The organism is Massilia cellulosiltytica (assembly GCF_047325105.1).
GTDB lineage: Bacteria > Pseudomonadota > Gammaproteobacteria > Burkholderiales > Burkholderiaceae_D > Telluria > Telluria orientalis.
Window position 1 is genome coordinate 3,970,503 of sequence record NZ_CP168562.1, and the last position, 21,422, is coordinate 3,991,924.

At 66.8% G+C, this 21,422-nt stretch carries 24 protein-coding genes; 15 read left to right on the forward strand and 9 right to left on the reverse strand.

Features of this window, described 5'->3' with window-relative positions:
- The first annotated feature begins 107 nt into the window (after positions 1–107).
- From ACEN9H_RS17345 to ACEN9H_RS17370, 6 genes are read left to right on the forward strand one after another with little or no spacing between them, the layout of a single operon-like run.
- A complete protein-coding gene (locus ACEN9H_RS17345; protein WP_413671403.1) occupies positions 108–2,483 on the forward strand; it encodes a type VI secretion system Vgr family protein in 2,376 nt (791 codons plus the stop codon).
- 4 nt (positions 2,484–2,487) lie between these two features.
- On the forward strand, positions 2,488–3,330 hold the full coding sequence (locus ACEN9H_RS17350) for a DcrB-related protein (RefSeq protein ID WP_413671404.1): 843 nt from the start codon (positions 2,488–2,490) through the stop codon (positions 3,328–3,330).
- Positions 3,331–4,581 (forward strand): PAAR domain-containing protein, encoded by a 1,251-nt coding sequence (locus ACEN9H_RS17355; RefSeq protein ID WP_413671405.1) that lies wholly within the window; start codon positions 3,331–3,333, stop codon positions 4,579–4,581.
- A gap of 31 nt (positions 4,582–4,612) precedes the next feature.
- A complete protein-coding gene (locus ACEN9H_RS17360; protein ID WP_413671406.1) occupies positions 4,613–5,341 on the forward strand; it encodes an SMI1/KNR4 family protein in 729 nt (242 codons plus the stop codon).
- Positions 5,334–5,738: a tetratricopeptide repeat protein gene (locus ACEN9H_RS17365; protein WP_413671407.1), complete on the forward strand. Its 405-nt coding sequence runs from the start codon at positions 5,334–5,336 to the stop codon at positions 5,736–5,738. The genes ACEN9H_RS17360 and ACEN9H_RS17365 overlap by 8 nt, the downstream gene beginning before the upstream one ends.
- Positions 5,735–6,208: a hypothetical protein gene (locus tag ACEN9H_RS17370; protein ID WP_413671408.1), complete on the forward strand. Its 474-nt coding sequence runs from the start codon at positions 5,735–5,737 to the stop codon at positions 6,206–6,208. The genes ACEN9H_RS17365 and ACEN9H_RS17370 overlap by 4 nt, the downstream gene beginning before the upstream one ends.
- A 57-nt stretch (positions 6,209–6,265) precedes the next feature.
- Here the strand turns inward: ACEN9H_RS17370 and ACEN9H_RS17375 are convergent, their stop codons facing one another.
- Entirely contained in the window at positions 6,266–6,907 is a 642-nt protein-coding gene (locus tag ACEN9H_RS17375) for a PEP-CTERM sorting domain-containing protein (protein ID WP_413671409.1), read from the reverse strand.
- 202 nt (positions 6,908–7,109) lie between these two features.
- Here ACEN9H_RS17375 and ACEN9H_RS17380 point away from each other — a divergent pair, with 202 nt between their 5' ends.
- Together ACEN9H_RS17380 and ACEN9H_RS17385 are read left to right on the forward strand one after the other, a co-directional pair.
- Positions 7,110–7,514: a hypothetical protein gene (locus ACEN9H_RS17380; protein ID WP_413671410.1), complete on the forward strand. Its 405-nt coding sequence runs from the start codon at positions 7,110–7,112 to the stop codon at positions 7,512–7,514.
- A complete protein-coding gene (locus tag ACEN9H_RS17385; protein ID WP_413671411.1) occupies positions 7,507–7,752 on the forward strand; it encodes a hypothetical protein in 246 nt (81 codons plus the stop codon). The genes ACEN9H_RS17380 and ACEN9H_RS17385 overlap by 8 nt, the downstream gene beginning before the upstream one ends.
- Before the next feature lie 23 nt (positions 7,753–7,775).
- Here the strand turns inward: ACEN9H_RS17385 and ACEN9H_RS17390 are convergent, their stop codons facing one another.
- Positions 7,776–8,765 (reverse strand): aldo/keto reductase, encoded by a 990-nt coding sequence (locus tag ACEN9H_RS17390; protein WP_413671412.1) that lies wholly within the window; start codon positions 8,763–8,765, stop codon positions 7,776–7,778.
- A 107-nt stretch (positions 8,766–8,872) separates the two neighbouring features.
- Here ACEN9H_RS17390 and ACEN9H_RS17395 point away from each other — a divergent pair, with 107 nt between their 5' ends.
- Positions 8,873–9,772 (forward strand): LysR family transcriptional regulator, encoded by a 900-nt coding sequence (locus ACEN9H_RS17395; protein WP_413671413.1) that lies wholly within the window; start codon positions 8,873–8,875, stop codon positions 9,770–9,772.
- On the opposite strand, the gene ACEN9H_RS17400 is transcribed toward ACEN9H_RS17395, so the two are convergent.
- Positions 9,769–11,550 (reverse strand): amidohydrolase, encoded by a 1,782-nt coding sequence (locus ACEN9H_RS17400; RefSeq protein WP_413671414.1) that lies wholly within the window; start codon positions 11,548–11,550, stop codon positions 9,769–9,771. The genes ACEN9H_RS17395 and ACEN9H_RS17400 overlap by 4 nt on opposite strands.
- A gap of 103 nt (positions 11,551–11,653) precedes the next feature.
- Between ACEN9H_RS17400 and ACEN9H_RS17405 the strand changes: the two genes are divergently transcribed.
- The gene (locus tag ACEN9H_RS17405) at positions 11,654–11,851 is read left to right on the forward strand and encodes a hypothetical protein (RefSeq protein WP_056131219.1); all 198 of its coding nucleotides are present in this window, start codon (positions 11,654–11,656) and stop codon (positions 11,849–11,851) included.
- Positions 11,852–11,853: 2 nt separating this feature from the next.
- On the opposite strand, the gene ACEN9H_RS17410 is transcribed toward ACEN9H_RS17405, so the two are convergent.
- From ACEN9H_RS17410 to ACEN9H_RS17425, 4 genes are all read right to left on the reverse strand, one after another.
- A complete protein-coding gene (locus ACEN9H_RS17410) occupies positions 11,854–12,774 on the reverse strand; it encodes a pirin family protein (RefSeq protein ID WP_413671415.1) in 921 nt (306 codons plus the stop codon).
- 1 nt (position 12,775) lies between these two features.
- Positions 12,776–13,159 (reverse strand): OsmC family protein, encoded by a 384-nt coding sequence (locus ACEN9H_RS17415; protein WP_160409893.1) that lies wholly within the window; start codon positions 13,157–13,159, stop codon positions 12,776–12,778.
- 80 nt (positions 13,160–13,239) lie between these two features.
- Entirely contained in the window at positions 13,240–13,659 is a 420-nt protein-coding gene (locus ACEN9H_RS17420; RefSeq protein WP_056131209.1) for a DoxX family protein, read from the reverse strand.
- 50 nt (positions 13,660–13,709) lie between these two features.
- Positions 13,710–14,411, reverse strand: coding sequence for a pirin family protein (locus ACEN9H_RS17425; protein WP_413671416.1), 702 nt, complete (start codon positions 14,409–14,411; stop codon positions 13,710–13,712).
- Between the two features lie 225 nt (positions 14,412–14,636).
- Between ACEN9H_RS17425 and ACEN9H_RS17430 the strand changes: the two genes are divergently transcribed.
- The 4 genes from ACEN9H_RS17430 to ACEN9H_RS17445 all read left to right on the forward strand — a co-directional run bounded on the left by ACEN9H_RS17430 (position 14,637) and on the right by ACEN9H_RS17445 (position 19,145).
- Positions 14,637–16,310, forward strand: coding sequence for an AMP-binding protein (locus ACEN9H_RS17430; RefSeq protein ID WP_413671417.1), 1,674 nt, complete (start codon positions 14,637–14,639; stop codon positions 16,308–16,310).
- 291 nt (positions 16,311–16,601) lie between these two features.
- Positions 16,602–17,201 carry an NAD(P)H-dependent oxidoreductase gene (locus tag ACEN9H_RS17435; RefSeq protein WP_413671418.1) on the forward strand — a complete coding sequence of 200 codons (600 nt, stop codon included), beginning with the start codon at positions 16,602–16,604 and terminating at the stop codon, positions 17,199–17,201.
- 33 nt (positions 17,202–17,234) lie between these two features.
- Positions 17,235–18,182 (forward strand): LysR substrate-binding domain-containing protein, encoded by a 948-nt coding sequence (locus ACEN9H_RS17440; protein ID WP_413671419.1) that lies wholly within the window; start codon positions 17,235–17,237, stop codon positions 18,180–18,182.
- Positions 18,183–18,305: 123 nt separating this feature from the next.
- Positions 18,306–19,145, forward strand: coding sequence for an alpha/beta fold hydrolase (locus ACEN9H_RS17445; protein ID WP_413671420.1), 840 nt, complete (start codon positions 18,306–18,308; stop codon positions 19,143–19,145).
- A 5-nt stretch (positions 19,146–19,150) separates the two neighbouring features.
- Here ACEN9H_RS17445 and ACEN9H_RS17450 read toward each other — a convergent pair whose 3' ends face one another.
- Positions 19,151–19,318: a hypothetical protein gene (locus tag ACEN9H_RS17450; protein WP_371764976.1), complete on the reverse strand. Its 168-nt coding sequence runs from the start codon at positions 19,316–19,318 to the stop codon at positions 19,151–19,153.
- A gap of 110 nt (positions 19,319–19,428) precedes the next feature.
- Here ACEN9H_RS17450 and ACEN9H_RS17455 point away from each other — a divergent pair, with 110 nt between their 5' ends.
- Positions 19,429–20,364 carry a LysR family transcriptional regulator gene (locus ACEN9H_RS17455; protein ID WP_413671421.1) on the forward strand — a complete coding sequence of 312 codons (936 nt, stop codon included), beginning with the start codon at positions 19,429–19,431 and terminating at the stop codon, positions 20,362–20,364.
- Here ACEN9H_RS17455 and ACEN9H_RS17460 read toward each other — a convergent pair.
- Positions 20,345–21,301, reverse strand: a complete 957-nt coding sequence (locus tag ACEN9H_RS17460; protein WP_413671422.1) for a TIGR03571 family LLM class oxidoreductase — start codon at positions 21,299–21,301, stop codon at positions 20,345–20,347. The two genes, ACEN9H_RS17455 and ACEN9H_RS17460, sit on opposite strands and share 20 nt — an antisense overlap.
- Positions 21,302–21,422 lie beyond the last annotated feature (121 nt).

Below are 21,422 nucleotides of genomic sequence, written 5' to 3' on the forward strand. Positions count from 1 at the left end.
CCAATGGCCGATTTAACGAACAGGAAATTTCTGATAGTATATACATGATTTAACATAAATCTAACAATCCCCCGTGCGGAGGACACATTCGATGCAGGAGCTGCGATATGTCATCAGATTCGCTCGATAACCGGATCAAGGCGCTCGGCGTGGCCGGCACCGCCCTCGACACCGCTACGCTGCTGAAAGCCGGCTCGGGCGGCGCGGCCCTGGCGTCGGGCGTCGTCGGTCTGGCCGGCCACGCCAGTCCGCAGCTGGCCCAGGCGCTCCAGGTCGCATCGCAGGCGCACTCGCTGGCGCAGCACGCCGGCGCGTTGGCCGACCATGCGGGACAACGCGCGGCACAAAGTGCGGGCCAGCCCGCAGCATTGGCGCAGGATGCGGCGGCAGAACATCTCGCCATCGAAGAACACCCCCTGGCGGGCCAGGCCGTGAACGATTTCGCCGGCAACGAGCCGCACTACGTGCCGCCGAATATCGATCCCGCCGGACAGGACGACGCCGCATCGGTCGTGACATCCCTGCTGGCGAAGTTCAACGACGGCAAGCGCCTGCTGCGTTTCTATTCGCCGCTGCAGGGCGACAAGACCCTGCTGATCGAGTCGTTGAGCGGCTCGTCGGCCATGTCCGACCAGTTCGTGTTCAACCTCAGCCTGATTTCGGAAAACGCCGCCATCGACCTGAAAGACCTGATGGGCAAGAACGTCAGCGTGGGCGTGCAGCTCGCGGACGGCAGCGAACACTTCGTCAACGGCTACGTGCACTCGTTCGGCTTCAGCCATGCGGACGGCGGCTTCGCGTTCTATCACGCGCAGATCGTGCCCTGGCTCAGCTACCTGAAGCAGCGCGTCAACTCGCGCATCTTCCAGGACCAGAGCGTGCTCGACGTGCTGGACACGATCTTCAAAGGCGACTACAACGGCCTCGCCGCCTACGAATTCCGCGTCAGCCAGACCTACCGGCCCGAAAACTACATCGTGCAGTACGACGAGACGGACGAGCACTTCGTCTGCCGTCTGATGGAAAAATACGGGCTGTTCTACTATTTCGACCACAAGCCGAACGGCCACGTGATGGTGATCAGCGACGATTCGCGCTCGGGCGCGTTCTGCCCGCCGCAGCCGGATCACGCCGACGTCGAATTCAACGGCGGCAACCGCTGGCACGACCGCGACAGCGTGACGGCGTTCGCCGCCGAACGCAACCTGCAGCCGACCAAGGTCGCCTTGAACACGTTCGACTTCAAGGCGCCCAATGCGATGCAGTACGTGGAGCTGCCCACCGTGACGCAGCAGGGTGACATGCCGGCCATGGAAATCTATGACGGCAACCCGGCCTTCTCGTACAAGGACAAGGACGACGGCCAGCGCGAAGCGCGCCAGCGCCTGGAGGTACTGGAGTGGCAGGCCAAGGTCTTCACGGGCGCCTCCGACTGCCGCGGCCTCGTTGCCGGACGCACGTTCAAGCTGCAGGGCCACCACTGGTTCGATCCGGCCACCGAGGGCGACAACGACTTCCTCGTGCTGTCGGTGCAGGTCAGCGCCCGCAACAATTATTTCGAACGGGGCCAGAGCGACGTCTACCGCAACACGTTCACCGCGATCCGCCGCAAGATCCCCTACCGCCCGCGCCGCGCGCACCCGCCGCCGCGCATGCCCGGACCGCAGACGGCCACGGTCGTCGGCCCCAAGGGTACGGAAATCCACACGGACCAGTACGGCCGCATCAAGGTGCAGTTCCACTGGGACCGCTACGGCCGCCGCGACGAACGCAGCTCGTGCTGGATCCGCGTCTCGCAGCCGTGGGCCGGGCGTGGCTGGGGCACGATTTCCGTGCCGCGCATCGGGCAGGAAGTCATCATCGACTACCTCGAGGGCGACCCGGACCGCCCCGTCTGCACGGGACGTTTGTTCAATGCCGATCAACCGGTCCCGTACGGCCTGCCGGATGGCGCCCACATGATGGGTTTCAAGAGCCGCTCCACGCCGGGCGGCGGCGGCTTCTGCGAGATGGTGATCCATGACAGCAAGGGCAAGGAACTGATCAACATCCATTCGCAGAAGGATATGGTCACGACCGTGCAGAACACGCAGGCGACCGTCGTCAACGGACCGCACCAGACCAATACGGTCAGCACGGGCTACCAGACCAACACGGTCAAGCAGTACATCGTGACGACGGCGCAGACGGGCCACATCCACGACACGGCGAAAACCAACATCGAGCTGACCGCCGAAGACGACTACATCCACGCGACGGCCAAGACGAACATCGAACTCGTGGCGCAAACGGCCCACCTGCACCAGACCGCGAAGCAGAACATCGAGCTGACGTCGCAGACGGAGCACATCCACCTGAAGGCCAACACCGACATCACGCTGGAAGTCGGCAGCAGCAAGATCGTGCTGCAGGCCGACGGCACGATCCTGATCCAGGGCGTGAACGTCGCCGTGATGGGCAGCCGGATCGATTTGAACAAATGAGCAAATGAGCGAGCGCGCCATGTACCACGCCAACCACGCCACCTTCGAACTGCCCGCGCAGTTGAAGGACAAGACGATGCACATGTTCACCTTGCGCGACGATGGTCCGAGCGAGTTCAACGTCGTCGTCTCGCACGCGGACGTCAAGCCCGAGGAACAACTGGACCAGTTCGGCGAGCGCCTGACGAAGGAACTGACGCGCGCCTTGCCACGCTTCCAGCTGAAGGCGATGACGGAACGCCTTGTGGACGGCGCACCGGCGCTGGAACTGGCCTACAGCTGGCGCAACGAGGCGGGCTTCATGCACCAGCGCCAGGTCATCACGCTGGTCCAGGGCAGCAAGCCGGGCACGATCGAGGCCATGCTGATGGCGGCGACGTGCCTGCGCGAGTTCAGCGACGAGTGGAATGCCGCGTTCGACGCCATCGTGGACAGCATCAGGCTGCGCCGCCCGCTGCCGAAGGCTCAGGACGGGCCGCCCGCGGCGCCGTCCCCCGCCCTGCCGACGATCTTCGCATTGTCCGAACCGCGCAAGACCTTGCACGTGTTCGCGGACAGGCACGAGGCGGGCAGCAAACTGTCTGCGCGCGACGTCAACCAGGACCACTGGGAATTCTATGACGCCGAGGGCACGCGCCTGCAGGCGAACGTCTCCCGTACGAACGCCGGCCTGTCGCTGCTGCGGCCATCGGGCACGGTCACGCTGGAACGCAAGGCGGAACCACCGGGACCGGCGCTGGCGGAACGGCTGCATCTGGCCCAGTACATCCAGGCCAGTTCGTCGTCCGTGCCGTTCTACAGTCTGACGGAGGTGCGCGCGCATCTCGATCAGGTGGCGGAGCGCTAGATGCCGGCGGCGGCACGGCTGGGAGACCCGATCGGGCACAGCCCGACCATGAGCTGGCTCCTGAAAGGCCTGCTCATCGGCGCGGCCATCGCGGTGGCCGGGGTGGCGATCGTGGGCACGGGCGGCCTCGCGGCCGTGGCCGTCGTCGGCGCGGGCGCGGCCATGGGTGCGGGCCTGGGCGAAGCGATGAGCACGATGAGCTTCGCGGCCAAGGAAGTCACCGGCGCCATCGCGATGACCGGATCGTCCAATGTCTTCGTCAACAACCTGGCTGCGGCCCGCGCCCACGTCGACATGGTCGCGTGCTCCAAGCATCCGGGACCGATACCGATCGCGACGGGCAGCGGCCAGGTCTACATCAACGGCATGCCGGCCGCGCGCGTGGACGACAAGACGGGCTGCAGCGCCGTCATCACGAAAGGTTCGAATAACGTCTACATCGGCGGCGGCACGGCGCAGACCGACACGATCAATCCGGAAAACCTCGTGCCGGGCTGGGTGCATGCGTCGCTGCTGGTCGTCGGGGTCGGCTCGGCGATCGTCCTCGCCGGGCCCGTGATCGCCGTGGGCGGCCTGGTCGGCGCGTTCGCGGGCGGGATCGGCGGCGGCTGGGTCGGCGGCAAGATGTTCGGCGAAGGCAGCGACGGCCAGAAATGGTCGGCGATCGCGGGCAGTTTCCTGGGCGGGTATCTGGGGGCGAAGGCGGCGCCGGGGGCGTGGGAGTTCGCGCAGCGGGTCCAGGTGTCGGTCGAACCGGGCACGCTGGGCATGAACGGCGGGAACGTTCGCGTCTCGCTGCGCCCGCCTGCGACGGCCGCCGAGCCGCCGGCACGCGTCTCGGCATCGACGTATGCGCGGCTGCGCGCCAAGACGCCGAGTTCCGCGATTCAAAAGCAGGTCAACGAAGGCGTGACCTTGCCGATGCCCGACCGGGCACTGCCGGGCCTGACGGTGACGAAGCCGTTGCACGCGGACCATATCGTGTCGATGAAGCAGATCACGGAAATGGAGGGATTCGCCCGGCTCTCGCAGGAAGATCAGCTCGCGGTGCTGAACAATCCCCGCAACTTCATCGGCCTGAGCGAGACGGCGAATACGTCGAAGGGCGCGAAATCGTTCGCCGACTGGACCGAATACAAGAAAGGCGGCATCGCCGTGGACCCGGCATTCCGGCAGGAGATGATGCAGAAAGAGGTCGACATGGCGGCCGAGTTGCAACAGCAGATTTATAATCTCCTGGGCGGCGGCTAGCGTGCACCGGCAATCACTGAAAGACGAAGCGATGACAACAACACCCGACAAGAACGCGGTACTGAATGAATTGCAGCAGTTCGTGCAGCCGGCCGCATTGATGGCCTCGCCGGCCGAAGCGGAAGCGGATCCGGCCGTGCCCGTGCAGTGGCTGCGCTTCCTCGACGAGCAGGAACACGGCCGCAGGCTCGCGCTGCTCACGGAATGGAGCGACTTCGCCGCGGAGTGGCCCAGCGTCCAGGATTTCCTGCGCACGATGCTGAAGCACCTGTACGTGATGCGCGAGCAGGACGACACCCTGTCGCTGCTGTATCTCTACACCGTCGGCGGCAAGGACCTGAACTTTTTCCGCGGCCGCGCGCCGATCACCGACGTGCCGGAGCGCCTGCGTCCGGTCTGGGACTGGGTGCCCGCCAAATTCCGCGATTTTTATACGCAGTTGCACGACGGGTGGACCTTCCTGCCGGCAAATTCGATGGGACCGCTGCCGGTCGAGGATTGGGCATTCCTGTCCGACGACAAGTTCGACATCGACGACGACACCGCACGCCGGCTGCCCATCGATATCTCGCGAACCGTCGCCGTCTTTCACAACGGCGCCGGCGATTACCTGTGCCTGAATTGCGTGGGCAACGGCGAAGCGACGGGAGTCATCTGGTGGCACGAAGATCCCGAGAATCCAGAGCCGGTCGATTTCTGGGGCGTGCTGGATGCCTGGGTCGGCATTTTTCTGGAAGAAGCTGACCGCCACGGTGCATGAGCGGATCGCCGCCCTGTGCAAGGAAGGCGATGCGCTGGCGTCGGCCGGTCGACCCGACGACGCCAAACAGAAATACATCGCGGCGCTGAAATTGCTGCCCGGGGAGCCTGGGCAGTGGGAAGCGGCGACGTGGATTTATGTGGCGCTGGGCGACGTGCACTTCCACGCGCAGGACTTCGACAAGGCATTCAAGTGTTTTTATAACGCGGTCCACTGTCCAAAAGGACTCGGCAACGCCTACATTCACCTGCGTCTTGGGCAGATCTACTTCGAACAGCGTCTCTTCGACAAGGCAGCCGACGAACTGACGCGCGCGTACATGGGTGGCGGGATCGATCTCTTCATGGAAGACGATGCCAGATACCTGGCGTTTCTCGAGACAAGGATCTCGCTGTGAAACACCCTGTCCATTACTGCAAAAGCTGGTTCCGTGCGAAGAAAAGGACGACCGAGCTTTGGCCTGCCGAGAAGGCCGAGGCGGCGCATTTGCAGCGGCAACCCTATACGGCGCTCGTCGGCAGCGCCGAACGGCCGTATTGTTTCGTGGACGTCGCCGCCAAGGTCGTTGTCGTCGGTTTTCTCGACAGCCTGCTCCGCGAATCGCTGACGTATGCATTCAACGAAGTCGAGGCCGGGAAGCTGTTCATGACGATGGCGGTTCATCGGGAGTTCGAGGCCGATACCGACAACGTGACGGGTGGCGTGACGTACATATTCGATCGAAGCGGCACGATGCGGATCCGGCGCGAATATTTCCGCCCGCATCGCGCGGAAACCGCAACGTCGTCGTTCGATCCAGCGCCGCTTTACGACATGAGGCCCGAATTCGGACAATACGACGATATCATTCGCGTCGAGAGACAATGAGCGCGCGTTGAGCGATGCCAGCCCGGCGCTTTCCGGCACGCCGGGCCGCGCGCCGGCTCAGGCCTTCCCGGCCACTTTGCCCTGCGTCTTCGCACGCCGCATCAGCCCCGCCAGCGACACGCCGAGCCCGATCAGTGCGAGGCTGGACGGCTCCGGAACGGCGGCCGCCGGATCGGCGAAAGTCAGTTCCAGGTTATCGAGGTTGAGGATGTGGTTGGGATCGTCCGCGTAGATCGCGAATCCATAAATGTCCTGCGCACTGGTCAGCGCCACATGCCCACGCAGGTTGTTCCCGCCCGGATTCGGGTTGGCCAGCACTGCGCTGGCGATGGTCTGGCCATTCTTGTCGTACGCGACCAGGTTCACATCCCACGACGAAAAACTGTCGATGCCGATGGCAGTCACGGGCTTGCTCAGCAGCGCAATCGGATAGGTCGAGCTGATGAAGTGATTCGATGGATTCCCATCGTAGAAGTCGGCCTGGAGCAGCGTCCCCTGGATAAAACTCAGGCCGAGCGCGGCGTACAGCTGGTCCAGCGGTTGCAGGAAGGTGGAGGCGGTCGGCACGTCGTCGGCGGTACCCAGCACGCCGTCCGCGCCGGGGACGTGTTCGAAATCGATGAGGACAGGGCTTGCGAAAGCGGGCATGGCGGCAAGACCGCAGGCCGACAGGAACAGCGAGCAAAACAGTTTTTTCATCGGATGGACGTTGACGTTGAGTTGAGAAGGCCCTGTGCGGGCAGGCTGGAGCGGTAGCGATACTATGCAGTACTCAAGCTCATGTCCACAGCCTGGCGCAAGCGTGCGCGCCCATCCATGACGCATACGCGCGTGCGTGAAAATGTGTGAGCCTGTAGCGCGGCCGAGGTGCTATCGTTACGCGGGGCCGATTCGAAACGACATGAACACACGACTGGAAATCACGATGAAACACCTGGTGCTGGCCACCGCCATCGGCCTGTCTTCGGCGCAGGCGCTTGCCTGCCCACTGTCCGACTCGCTGGCGAAGCGCTATGGCATCTCGTTCTCGGGTTTCAACACCGCGGTGCCGGAATCCGCCGCACCCGACACGGCCCACGGCGGCCCGTTCATCCGCGTGCGCATGCCGGACGCAAGCAATGTGCTGGATGGCTTCCACCACACCATCGTCATGGATCGCAGCACGAAAAAAGCCTGGATTCTCCGCACCGGCGGCTTCGTGGGCGTCTACCAGTGGTTCGGGCCGGTCGACGTCATCGATCCTTCGCTCGACAACTGCCGGCTGGAGCCGACGGATGGCGCGAACCGGGCCGCGCGCCATGGATGACTCACTGCACGTGCGCGTGACCGATGACGAGACGATCAGCATCGATGGGCGCGTCATGGCCGGGAATGCCGAACTGGTCGACGCGCTCAGGTCGGCCTTGCGGGACAACCCGAACATGGCGCTCGTGATCGAACCGGTGAAGCCTGAGTACTACACCGGCGTCGCCAAAGTCATCTATGCGAGCCAGCGCGCCGGGGTACCGGTCGAGAACCTGCGCTACGCCACGGGGAACGCTTGACATGCGCGAGGCCGCGCCCCCCATCAACGATCCACCATCGCCATCGCCTTCTCGTTGTACCGCGCCCCCGCCACGCCGATCTGCTCAAGCGCCCCGTCCAGCAGGCGCAGGTCCTCGTCATCCAGCCTGAGATCGGCCGCAGCGAGATTCTGCTCGAGATACGTACGGCGCTTGGTCCCCGGAATCGGCACGATGTCGTCCCCCCGCGCCAGCAGCCATGCCAGCGCCACCTGCCCCGGCAGCGCGCCGTGCCGTGCCGCGATCTCCTTCACGAGGCCGGCGATCGCGAGATTGCGGTCGAAGTTCTCGCCCTGCAGGCGCGGGTCGTTCTGGGCGCGGAAGTCGTCGGCCGGATAGTCCTCGGCGCGCTTCGCCGTACCGGTCAGGAAGCCGCGGCCGAGGGGGCTGAACGGCACGAGGCCGATGCCCAGTTCGCGCAGCGCGGGCAGCACGTCGGCGTCGAGGTTGCGCTCCCAGATCGAGTACTCGCTCTGCAGCGCCGACACGGGCTGCACGGCATGCGCGCGGCGGATCGTCGCAACCCCCGCTTCCGACAGGCCGAAGTGCAGCACCTTGCCTTCGCGGATCAGGTCCTTGACGGTGCCCGCCACGTCCTCGATCGGCACGTTCGGGTCCACGCGGTGCTGGTACAACAGGTCGATGCGGTCCGTGCGCAGGCGCTTCAGCGAGGCCTCGACGACTTCGCGGATGTGCTCGGGGCGGCTGTCGGCGCCGGCGAAATGGCCCTTGCCGATGACGAAGCCGAACTTGGTCGCGATCTGCACCCGGTCGCGCCGGCCTTCCAGCGCGCGGCCCAGCAATTCCTCGTTCGTGAACGGGCCGTACACTTCCGCCGTGTCGAAGAAAGTGCAGCCCAGGTCGATGGCGCGGTGGATCGTCGCGATCGATTCCGCGTCGTCCGGCGTGCCGTAGGCGTGGCTCATGCCCATGCAGCCCAGGCCGATGGCGGAGACTTGCAGTCCTTGGGATCCCAGTTGTCGAGTCGTCAGCATGTTCTTCATCCTTTTTTTGCAAAATGCCGCCCGCGGCGGCTTGGTGACAATGTAGTCGTTGCGCCTTGCAAAGAAAACACCAATAATCGGCGGATCATTTTCCAAAAATGGAAAACCCTTTGGACTGGAACGATCTCAAATTTTTCCTGGAAGTGGCGCGCGGCGGCAGCCTGACGCGCGCGGCGGACGTGCTGCGCGTGAGCCAGTCGACCGTCAGCCGGCGCATCGCCGAGCTGGAGGCACGTTTGTCCACGCGCCTGTTCGCCCGCCACCAGACGGGCTACCACCTGACGGACGAAGGCCGCGAACTGCTCGGGCGCGCGGAGGCGGTCGAGGACAACATGCTCGCCTTCGAACGGGGCGCGTCCGGCCTGAGTCCCGGCGTGTCGGGCCTCGTGCGCCTGGCCACGTCGGACAACCTCGCATCCGACCTCGTGATCCCCGCCCTGCCCCGTTTCGTCGCGCGCCATCCGCAGCTGCGCCTGGAGATCGTCACGACGACGGCCGCCGTGGAACTGGGCCGGCGCGACGCCGATCTCGCGCTGCGTCTCGTGCGCCCCAGCCACGGCAACCTGAAGGCGCGCCGGCTCGGTGCGATGTCGTATGGCGTGTACGGGCACCGCGACTATCTCGCACGCCATCCGGCACCTGCCGACGATCCGCTCGCGGGCCGCGCCATGATCACGTGGGACGAAGCGCACGCGCACCTGCCGGCCGCGCAGTGGCTCGCGAAGCGCGCGCCGGATGCGCGCGTGGTGCTGGCCGTGTCCACGCTGCGCGCGCAGATCGCGGCCGCGCGCGCGGGGCTCGGCCTCGCCATCATCCCCGACTTCCTCGTCACCGATCCCGATCTCGTACGCGTGCTGGCGCCGGGCGACGTGTTCAGCGACGGCGTCTGGCTCGTGCTGCATGCGGATCTCGCCGCATCCAGCCGGGTGCGCGCCGTCGCCGACTTCCTCGCGGAGACGGTCGACGCGGCGCGCGCCGCGCTGGCGGGCGAGGCTTAGCGCTTCTGGTAGCCGCCGTACGTCGCGACGGGACTCCACGCCGGCGACACCGGCAGCGCCTTCGGTGCGAGCGGTGCATAGTCGCCCGCGCCGTACACGACCTTGCCGTTGACGACGGTAAGCACGCTCTCGAGCCGCTTGATGCCCTCCGCGTCCATGCCGAAGTAATCCTGCGGCAGCACGACGAAGTCGGCGTACTGGCCGCGTTTCAGGGTGCCCTTGACCTTCTCCTCGCCGCTCATCCACGCGGACCCCGTCGTGATCAGCTTCAGGGCTTCGAAGCGCGACAGGCGGTCGCCGTCCTGCCAGATCTGCAGGCCGCCGGCGGTCTTGCCGGTGACGGCCCAGTACACGGACGGCCACGGGTTGTAGCTGGAGACGCGCGTGCCGTCCGTGCCCAGGCCGACGGGGATGCCCTGCGCGAGCATCTTGCGGATCGGCGGCATCTGGCGCGTCTGTTCGCCGTAGCGCTTCCAGTATGATTCGCCCTGGAAGTGCATGCGGTCCTGCACGGCGATGCCGCCGCCCAGCTTCCTGATGCGCGCGAGGTCGGCGTCGGTCACGGTCTCGCCGTGGTCGATGATGAAGCGCAGGCCGTTCAGCGGCGTCTGCGCATCGACCTTCTCGATGACGTCGAGATCGCGCGCGATGCTCTCGCCGTACGTCGCGTGCAGGCGGAACGGCCAGCGGTTCTTCACGAGCAGCGACACGACGGGTTCCAGGTCGTGTTCCATCGAGGCCGGCAGGTCCGGGCGCGGCTCCAGGAAGTTCTCGAAGTCGGCTGCGCTGGCGACGAGGTTTTCGCCCGCGCCTTCCGCCGAGAAGCCGTTCGGGTACAGCATGTGGTCGTTCTGCTTCGGATGCGTCATCGTCAGCCAGCGCTGGAAGTCTTCCAGTTCCTTGCCGGCCTTTTGCGCGAACAGATAGTAGGCCGTGCGCACCGTCAGCTTGCCCTGCTTCGCCAGTTCCAGCGACACGCCGTAGTCGTCCGGGTAGTTCTGGAAGCCGCCGCCAGCGTCGATGGCGCTCGTCACGCCCAGGCGGTTCAGTTCGCGGTAGAACTGCAAGGTGGAGTTGACCTGGTCGTCGTGCCCCAGCTTGTTCGTCTTCGCGAGCGTCGAATACAGGATCAGCGCGTTCGGCTTGGCGATCAGTTTGCCGGTCGGCTGGCCGTTCGCGTCCAGCTCCACTTCGCCATCCTTGTACCTGGTGTTGCGGTCGTAGCCGAGCGTCTCGACACCCTTCTTGTTGAGGAAGCCGAGGCCGTACAGGTACAGGATGAACACGGGCTTGTCCGGCACGGCGGCGTTGATTTCTTCCAGCGTGGGCAAGCGTTTTTCCTCGAACTGCCATTCGTTCCAGCCGCCCACGACCTTCACCCACTGGCCGTCCGGCGTACGCGCGGCCTGCTCCTTCAGCATCTCCAGTGCGCGCTTCAGCGACGTCACGCCGTCCCAGCGCAGCTCCATGTTGTAGTTCAGGCCCTCGCGGATCACGTGCAGGTGCGAGTCGTTCAGGCCCGGGATCACGGTGCGGCCGTGCGCGTCGATCACCTGCGTGTTCGCGCGCTTCAATTTCAGCACGTTCGCGTTGCTGCCGGTGGCGAGCACCTTGCCGTCCTTGACGGCGATGGCCTGCACGAACTCGCCTTCTTTCGCCATCGTGGCGATCTTGCCGTTCGTGAGGATCAGGTCGGCCTGCGCGAAGGCGGCGCCGGCCGAGAGGAAGCCCGCTGCGGCCAGGGCAGCGCGCAGCGCGGGGATACGAATCGTATTCATGATGTCTTTCTTCGGTTTTTCAACGGGGGCAGGTTAGCGGATCGTCATGCGCGCCACCACTGTCTTACGACCGGGCGCGCAGCCTTCGTGTTAGCATCGAACGATGGAACGACGAAGCGACTACAAGACCGCCCTCATGATCGAATCAACGATCCACGAGGCCCAGGAACAGAACCGCTCGCCCGCGCGCGCACTGGCGTCGCTGGGCGTGCCGTTCGAGATTGCGATGCGGGTGCTCACGCGCCCGGACGAGCGGCGCCATGCGGTGCCGCCGCCGCGCAGCGCGGACGCCCAGGGCTAGGCTCAGGGATAGCGGACCGGCCGGCCCGGCAGATCGGGCAAGGGAATGAATTCCGTCTCGCCCGGCACCTGCGGGAAGCGCTGGGCTTTCCAGTCTTCCTTGGCCTGCTCGATGCGGTCGGAGGAACTCGACACAAAATTCCACGTCAGGTAGCGCGGGCCATCCATCGGCTCGCCGCCCAGCAGCATCACGCGGGCGCCCCGGTTCTCGGTCGCCGCCAGCGTGACCGTCGCACCCGGTTTCAGCACGAGCAGCTGGCCCTGTTCGAAGCGGCCGTCGCGGCCCAGGTCGAGCGTGCCGTCGACCACGTACAGCGCCTGTTCCGGATATTCGGCCGGCAGCGTCAGGCGCGCGCCCGGCTGCAGCGCCAGGTCGACGTAGAACAGCGGCGATTGCACGGGCACGGGCGAGCGCTTGCCGAAATAGCTGCCGGCGATGATGCGGGCGGTGGCGCCGTCGCCGTCGAGGATCGGCAGCTCCTGCGAGCCGACGTGCGCGAAGGCGGGATCACACTCTTCCTTGTCCTTCGGCAGCGCCACCCAGCACTGCAGGCCGAACAGGTTGGAGCCGGCGGCGCGCACGTCCGGGCCGGTGCGCTCGGAGTGGACGATGCCCTTCCCGGCCGTCATCCAGTTCACCTCACCCGGCTTGATGTCCTGCACGGTGCCGAGGCTGTCGCGGTGGCGGATCTGGCCGTCCAGCAGGTACGTGACGGTGGCCAGGCCGATGTGCGGATGCGGCCGCACGTCGATGCCCTCGCCCGCGTGGAAGACGTGCGGCCCCATCTGGTCGAGGAAGACGAACGGACCGACCATCCTGCGATCCTTGTGCGGCAGCGCGCGCAGCACTTCGAAGCCGCCGCCCAGGTCGTGCGTGCGGGGAACGACGATGGTTTCCAGGCTTTCGTGTTCGAACGCGTCCATGCTAGATAGCCTCCGTGGTGATCTGGATGGTGCCCGACAGCGTCTTGTGCACCGGGCATTTGTTGGCGATGTCGGTCAGCCGCGCCTTCGTCTCGTCGTCCAGCGCGCCGATGTATTCGATCGTGCGGTGCAGGCCGTAGGCCGCGCCTTCCTGGCCATGCTTGATCGAGACTTTGATTTCGTCCAGCGGGTAGCCCTTGCGCCTGGCGTACAGGCTCACGGTGAGCGTCGTGCAGGCCGCCAGCGCGGCGGCCAGGATGTCGTGCGGTTCCGGGCCGCTGTCCTCACCGCCGAATTCCGGCTTGACGTCCGTCAGGATGCGGTGTTGGCCGATCTCGATCACCTGCTGCAGCGGCCCCGTGCCGCGATGCGTCGTCACTTCCATGGCTCGTTCTCCTCGTCTCTTTCGTTTGCGTGGATGTCCGCCACCCGTGTACGCCAGGTCGCGGACTGATTGTACTCGTGTCAGGCAGCCCGGCTGCGCAGGACATTCACTCGTGCGGCGCTCGTCTCACGCTGGCGTTCGACGTCGAACAGGGCCAGCAGGCCGCCGAAGATCGCCACGTTCTTCAGGAAGTGGTTCAGCTGGTTCTGGAACTCGGCCGCGTCCACATGCCAGAAGCCGTGGAAGATCAGGGTGACGGGCACCGTGAACAGCGCGAGCGCCAGCGCCGCATATTTCGCCTGGATCCCGGTAACCAGCGCCAGTCCGCCGCCGACCTCGAGCAGGATCGCGCCCGCCAGCAGCAACCCGGCCGCCGGGATGCCCAGGCTGTTCATCCATCCGGCCACGTAGCCGAAGCCGATGATCTTGTTGATGCCCGATGCCAGGAACAGGGCGCCCACCAGGGCGCGGCCGACGGGATACAGTTTAGTGGTTTCCATGATCTTCTCCTTGAATATCGTTGCGTTTGACTCGTTAATGTTCACCAGGTTCAGACCGGCAGGTCGAACAGCAGAACTTCGGCATCCTTCGCGTCCGACAGCGCCACGACGGCCTCTTCGCTGACCTGGACGGCATCGCCGGCTTCCAGGGCGCAGCCGTTCACGGTCAGGCTGCCCCGTGCCACTTGCACGTAGGCCTGGCGGCCCGGCAGCAGCGCATGGTCGGCGCGCTCGCTGCCGTCGAGGATCGTCGCGTAGATGGCGGCGTCCTGGCGCAGCGAGACGGAGCCGTCACGGCCGTCGTTCGACGCGATCAGGCGCAGCGTGCCGCGTTTGCTGTCGGTGTCGAAGTGCTTCTCTTCGTAGCCCGGCTCGCCGCCCGCCTCGGCCGGGATCACCCAGATCTGCAGGAAGTGCGCCGGATCGGTCGCCGAGTGGTTGTACTCGCTGTGGGTGACGCCGGTGCCGGCGCTCATGCGCTGCACGTCGCCGTAGCGCAGGACCGAACCGTTGCCCATGCTGTCCTTGTGTTCCAGCGCACCGTCCAGCACGTAGGAGATGATCTCCATGTTCTTGTGGCTGTGCGGATCGAAGCCGCGGCCCGCGGCCACGCGGTCTTCGTTGATCACCCGCAGCGGGCCGACATTCATGTGCGCCGGGTCGTGGTAGTGACCGAACGAGAAGGTGTGCTGCGAGCGCAGCCAACCGAAACTGGCGACACCGCGGTCCGAGCTTTTACGTACTTTCAGCATGATGTTCTCCTTGTGATTGTAAAGTTCTGTGTTCGAACTCTTCGAACACACTGCGCTTCCTTGTCGACTCGCTGCCGTCGAAAGCGCGTTGCCATGGAAAGCATTATGGACGGTGCCGGGCAAGAAGAAAAACGAGTTGTTTTATGGTCTATGATCGATTTTTTCGATAGTCGCCCGCAATGCGGGACGCTACACTGTGTCGGAAGGGATAAACAGGAGACACAGATGCAGGCCAGCTACGTCCACGGAGCGCATTCGCTCCCCCTCATCGGCGACACGGTCGGGGCCCATCTCGACCGCATCGCCGAGCGCCATCCCGACCGCGATGCGCTCGTCATCCCGCACCAGTGCGTGCGCTGGAGCTGGCGCCAGCTGCGCGAACGCGCGGACCGGCTCGCGGCCGGCCTGCTGGGCCTCGGCCTGGACCCCGGCGACCGCATCGGCATCTGGTCGCAGAACCGCGCGGAATGGGTGCTCACGCAGTTCGCCACCGCCAAGGCCGGCCTCGTCATGGTCAACATCAATCCGGCCTACCGCCGCGCCGAGCTGGAATACGCACTGGCCAAGGTCGGCTGCCGCGCGCTGATCCTCGCCCCCGGCTTCAAGTCGAGCGACTACCTCGGCATGCTGCGCGACCTCGTGCCCGAACTCGATGGCGCCGCACCCGGCGAACTGCGCAGCGCGAAGCTGCCCGAGCTGCGCCACGTGATCCGGCTCGGTCACGAATCGACACCGGGCATGCTGGACTTCGACACGGTGGCGCAATGCGCGACCCCGGCCGACCTGGCGCGCCTGCACGACGTGGCGCGCACCCTGCAGTTCGACGACCCGGTCAACATCCAGTTCACGTCCGGCACGACGGGCGCGCCGAAGGGCGCCACGCTCACGCACCACAACATCCTGAACAACGGCTTCTTCATCGGCGAGGCGATGCGCCTGACGGAACGCGACCGCCTGTGCATCCCCGTCCCGCTGTACCACTGCTTCGGCATGGTGCTGGGGAACCTCGCGTGCATGACGCACGGCGCCGCGATGGTCTATCCCGGCGAAGGTTTCGATGCAGGCGCGGTTCTCGCTACCGTGCAGGCCGAGCGCTGCACGGCACTGCACGGGGTGCCGACGATGTTCATCGCGTTGCTGGACCATCCCGGGTTCGCATCGTTCGACCTGGGCAGCCTGCGCACGGGGATCATGGCCGGCTCGCCCTGCCCGATGGAAGTCATGCAGCGCGTGATCCGGCAAATGCACATGGACGAGATCACGATCGCCTACGGCATGACGGAGACGTCGCCCGTCAGCTTCCAGACCTCGGTCGACGACCCGCTCGCCTGCCGCGTGGGCACGGTCGGGCGGATCCACCCGCACCTGGAAGTCAAGATCGTCGACGCGGACGGCCGCGTGGTCCCGCGCGGGGGCACCGGCGAGCTGCTCACGCGCGGCTACTCGGTGATGCTCGGCTACTGGGGCGACGACGAACGCACGCGCGAAGCGATCGATCCGGCCGGCTGGATGCACACGGGCGACCTCGCCACGCTGGACGCGGACGGCTATTGCCGCATCGTGGGCCGCGCCAAGGACATGGTGATCCGCGGCGGCGAGAACATCTACCCGCGCGAAGTCGAGGAGTTTTTATACCGCCACCCGAAGGTGCTGGACGTGCAGTGCGTGGGCGTGCCCGATCCGAAATACGGCGAGGAGCTGTGCGCGTGCATCGTGCTGCGGCCGGGCGAGCACGCAGATGCGGACGAGATCCGCGCCTTTTGCCAGGGGCAGATCGCGCACTACAAGATCCCGCGCTATATCCGGTTCGTGGACGGGTTTCCGATGACGGTGACCGGCAAGATCCAGAAGTTCATGCTGCGCAAGGAAGCAGCCGATGAACTGGGCCTGCACACTTAGCACGTCGTCCCCGCGCAGGCGGGGATCCAGGTTTTCTCGCGCTGCGTTTTAGGGCGAAAAATTTGGGCCCCCCCGCCGCGGGGGCGACGGCTCTTGCTCCCCAGGAACGCATACATGAAGTGTCTCGTCGTAATCGCCCACCCCGTCCATGACATCGTGCACGAGTTTCCGACTTAGCACGTCGTCCCCGCGCAGGCGGGGATCCAAGTTTGCTAGGGCTGCGTTATCGCTCGCAAAATCAGGCCCCCGCCCGCGCGGGGGCGACGGCTCTTACTCCCCAGGAACGCATACATGAAGTGTCTCGTCGTAATCGCCCACCCCGCCCATGACAGCTTGTGCCGCGCGCTGGCGCAGCACGCCATCTCCACCCTCACCGCCCACGGCCACGACGTGGTCGTCGAAGACCTGTACGGCGCCGGCTTCGCGCCGGCGTTGACGGCGACGGAACGCGCGAGCTACTACGGGCCGGTGTTCGACGCAGACGCCACCGGGACGCACATCGCGCGCCTGCAGGCCGCCGAGGCCCTCGTGCTCGTGTTCCCGACCTGGTGGTTCGGTTTCCCGGCCATGTTGAAAGGCTGGTTCGACCGCGTGTGGGCGCCGGGCGTCGCCTACGACCACGCCGGCGACCTGGGGCCGATCCGGCCGCGCCTGGACAAGCTGCGGCACGCGCTCGCGATCACGTCGCTCGGCTCGCCGTGGTGGGTCGACCGCTTCATCCTGCGCCAGCCCGTGAAACGCGTGCTGAAGACGGCGCTGCTGGGCACGTGCGCGCCGCAGTGCCGGTTCGGGATGCTGTCGCTGTACCGGGCCGAGTCGCTCGCGCCGGATCAGGTGCACGCGTTCCGTGCCCGGATCGGAAGGACGTTGTCGAAGTGGGCGCGCGCCTGATACGATGCGCCCTTCGCCCTCGATTGCCCGCACATGCTCAGACTCAGCCTGGACGCCCTCCTCACCGTCGACACCATCGCCCGCCGCGGCAGCTTCTCGGCCGCCGCGAAGGAACTGTATCGCGTGCCGTCGACGATCTCGTACACCGTCTCCAAGCTGGAGGACGACCTGGGCGTGCAGCTGTTCGAACGCTTCGGCCCGCGCGTCGTCCTCACGCCGGCCGGCGAAGAGCTGCTGAAGGAAGGCCGCTACCTGCTCAAGGCCGCGGGCGACCTGGAGAGCCGCGTGCGCCGCGTGGCGTCCGGCTGGGAGACCGAATTCACCATCGGCATGGACTCCGCCCTCGCCCCGCTCGGCCTGCAGGACGACATCCGCGCCTTTTATGAAGTGGCCGACCAGACCCGGCTGCGCATCGTGCGCGAAGCCTTGTCCGGCACGTGGGAAAGCCTGCTCGACCGCCGCGTCGACCTGCTCGTGGGCGCGGCCGGCGAAGGGCCGTCCGGCGGCGGCTACACGGCCGAACCGCTCGGGACGATGTCGTTCGTGTTCGTCGTCGCGCCCTCCCACCCGCTGGCCGGGGTCCGGCACCGCCTGGGCAAGGCGGAGCTGACGGCGCACCGCGCGGTGTCCGTCGCCGACTCCGTCCGGCTGCTGCAGGCGCGCACGGTAGGCCTGCTGTTCGGCCAGGACACCCTGACCGTGCCCGACATGCAGACGAAGTACGAATTCCAGCTGGCGGGCCTCGGCTTCGGCTTCCTGCCCGAGGCCTGGGCCCGCGCCGACATCGCGGCCGGCCGCCTCGTGGAAAAGGAAGTCGAGGAACCGAAGCCGGACGAGACGCTGTACATGGCGTGGCGCACGGGCGAGGAAGGCGCCGCGCTGAAGTGGTGGCGCGAGCGCATGCGGACCTCGTCGCCGGTAGAGCGCATGCTGGCCCTCAACTGCCCGGTCGATAAGGCAACACCCGATACTGCCGGGTAAGCAAAACCTATACGTTCGTATGACTAGACCGCCCACGCGCCGCTCCCGACAATGTCCGGGTCCGGATGCGGCGGCGCGCGCTGTCCCTTCCGGCTTCCAGCCACCAACCTGAAGGGACACGCCATGACCATCACCCGCACCGCCAATACCATCACGACCCGCGACGGGACCATCATCCACTTCACGGACTGGGGCCATGGTCCCGCCGTCGTGTTCAGCCACGGCTGGCCGCTGCAGGGCGACGCCTGGGAAGACCAGATGATGTTCCTGGCGAACCACGGCTACCGCGTCATCGCCCACGACCGCCGCGGCCACGGCCTGTCGAGCAAGCCCTGGCACGGCAACCACATGAACGACTACGCGGACGACCTGGCGCAACTGGTCGAAGCGCTGGACCTGACCGACGTGACGCACGTCGGCCACTCGACCGGCGGCGGCGAAGTCGCGCGCTACATCGGCCGCCACGGCACCGACCGCGTCAAGCGCGCCGTGCTGGTGGGCGCCGTGACGCCGCAGATGGTCAAGTCGGACGCGAACCCGAACGGCGTGCCGATGTCCGTGTTCGACGGCATCCGCGCCGGCGTGCAGGCCGACCGCGCCCAGTTCTTCAAGGACCTGAGCATCCCGTTCTACGGCTTCAACCGCGAAGGCGCCAAGGATTCGCAGGGCGCGCGCGACACGTTCTGGCTGCAGGGCATGCAGTGCAGCGTGCGCGCCGCGTATGAATGCATCAAGCAGTTCTCGGAAACGGACTTCACGGAAGACCTCGAGAAGATGACGATCCCGACCCTCGTCATCCACGGCAGCGACGACCAGATCGTCCCGATCGACACCACCGCGCGCCGCGCCGTCGAGATCCTGCCGCAGGGCCGCCTGGTCGTCTACGAAGGCGGCCCGCACGGCCTGGCCTTCACCCACAAGGACCGCCTGAACGCCGACCTGCTCGCGTTCCTGCGCTCCTGATGCAGTCACGCCGGCAGCGCCGCGTCCGCGCAGGGCGCGGGCGCCGGCGCGTCGCTGGCGCCGAACAACCCCATCATCGCGACGGCCGGCGCCGCCGTATGCACTTCCAGCACGATACACAGGCCGCCCATCAGGAGGCCCAGCATCACGAACGTCAGGTAGTAACGCATCATCGCCTCCCCAGGCCGGCCACATCGATCACGAAATCATGGTAGGTGCAGATCGGCGCACGGGACAGTATCCTTTGGTATGAGTACCGAAAAACACACACGCCGAGGATAAGATGGACCGCTTCGCCGAACTGAAAGCCTTTTGCACCGTCGCCGCCACCGGCGGCTTCTCGCCCGCCGCGCGCCGGCTCGGCCTCGTCACGTCGTCCGTCGCCCGCCTCGTCGACGCGCTCGAAGGCCGCCTCGGCGCCGTGCTGCTCAACCGGTCCACGCGCAGCGTCACCTTGACGGACGCGGGCCGCACGTACTACGAAGAAGCCCTGCGCATCCTGGAACGCCTGGACGCGGCCGACGAAGCGGCGGCGGACGGCGCCGCCGGCGTGCTGCGCGTGGCGGCCCCCGTCACCTTCAGCACCCTGTACGTGGCGCCGATCCTGCCCGCGCTGCGCGCGCGCCACCCGCGCCTGACGCTCGACCTGCGCCTGGACGACGCGCCCGCCAACCTCGTCGACGAAGCGATCGACGTGGCCATCCGCATCGGCAGCCTCGATCCGCAATCGAACCTCGTCGCCCGCAAGCTCGCCGCCCACGACCGCGTGCTGTGCGCGAGCCCGGCCTACCTGGCCGCGCATGGCGCACCGGAGACGCCGATCGCCCTCGCGGCGCACGACTGCCTGCAGTTCGCGTTCGGCGCGGGCCGCCGCACGTGGCGCCTGCAGGCCGACGATTCGAAAGCCGACGCGGAAGACGTCGAGGTGCGCGGCGTCGTTCACGCCAATAATTCGGAAGTACTGCGCCAGGCCGCGCTGGGCGGCCTCGGCATCGCCATGCTCGCGCGCTGGCTCGTGCAGCGCGACCTGCGCGCGGGCACGCTCGTGCAGGTGCTGCCCGGCTACCGCGTCAATCCGGGCCCGATGGACGTCGGGCTGTACGCGCTGTATCCCGCGAGCCGGCGCAACTCGACGAAGATCCGTGCCTTCGTTGACCTGCTGGCCGAACATCTCGCGGCGCAGGACCTGGGCGACCACCCTAGCGCAGCGCCAGCGTAGGCAACCGCGGCACGATCTCGCGCCCCAGTTCTTCGACCTGGTCCTCGACGGGCCGCGGCCCCTGCAGGTTGACGAGCATGTGCGCCACGCCCAGCGCCGCCATCCGCTCGAAATAGCCCAGCAGCGCGCGGCGGCCGGCGCGCAGGCCCAGTTCCAGCGCGGCCGCGGGCGCGTCCGGGTCGGCCAGCAGTTCCAGTTGCAGCGACTGCACGAACGGCTTCGCCACGCCGCCGGCGCGCTCTTCCAGCGCCCGCTGCCACAGCGCGATGCGGCCCTGCTGGCGCGCTTCCTCGCGGTGGTACGTGGCCCAGCCGTCCGCGTGCGCCGCGATCCATTGCAGGGACTGGCGCGCGGTGCCCACCGCGAGCAGCGGGATGCGCGCGGTGGGCAGCGGTGTCGGCGCGTAGCCGCCCGTGTCCTCGAGCAGGTCCGCACGCACCCGCGCATCCGTCGACGGCGCGGCGGCGAGCGTCTGCCAGCGCTCGCGGAACAGGACTTCCGGCGCGCTGTCGACACCGAACGGCGCCAGTTCCTCCGGCCGGTCGCCCGAGCCGAGGCCGAGGATGAAGCGGCCGCCGCTCAGCCGGTCCAGCGACCACGCGGCCTTGGCCACGTGCAGCGGATGGCGCAGCGGCAGCACGGCGGCGGCTGTGCCCAATGCGGCGGACGCCGTCGCGCCGGCCAGCAGCGTCAGCCAGATGAACGGATCGTCCAGCACCGCGGCTTCCCGCGTGCTGCCCTGCGGGACGATCAGCGGCACGTCGCGGGTCCACAGCGCGGCGATGCCGAGCGCGTCGGCACGGGCGGCAAGCGCCGTCTCGCGCGCGATGTCGGCCGGCGCGCCGGACGCGCGTGCGAGAGGCGTCATCAGGCCCAGCGTGAGGTGGCGCGCGCCCAGCACGCGGTGCCAGGCGCGGTTGTAAGCGGTATCGGTCATGGATATCTCCTGCGAACGCCCAGCATACCGCGTCGGCGGCGCGCGCGTCGGCGCCCGCCGCGCAAGACACTCTTGCGCCAAAAGCATCAATCGACCGGGCGGTCCGGCGCTACAGTGACGG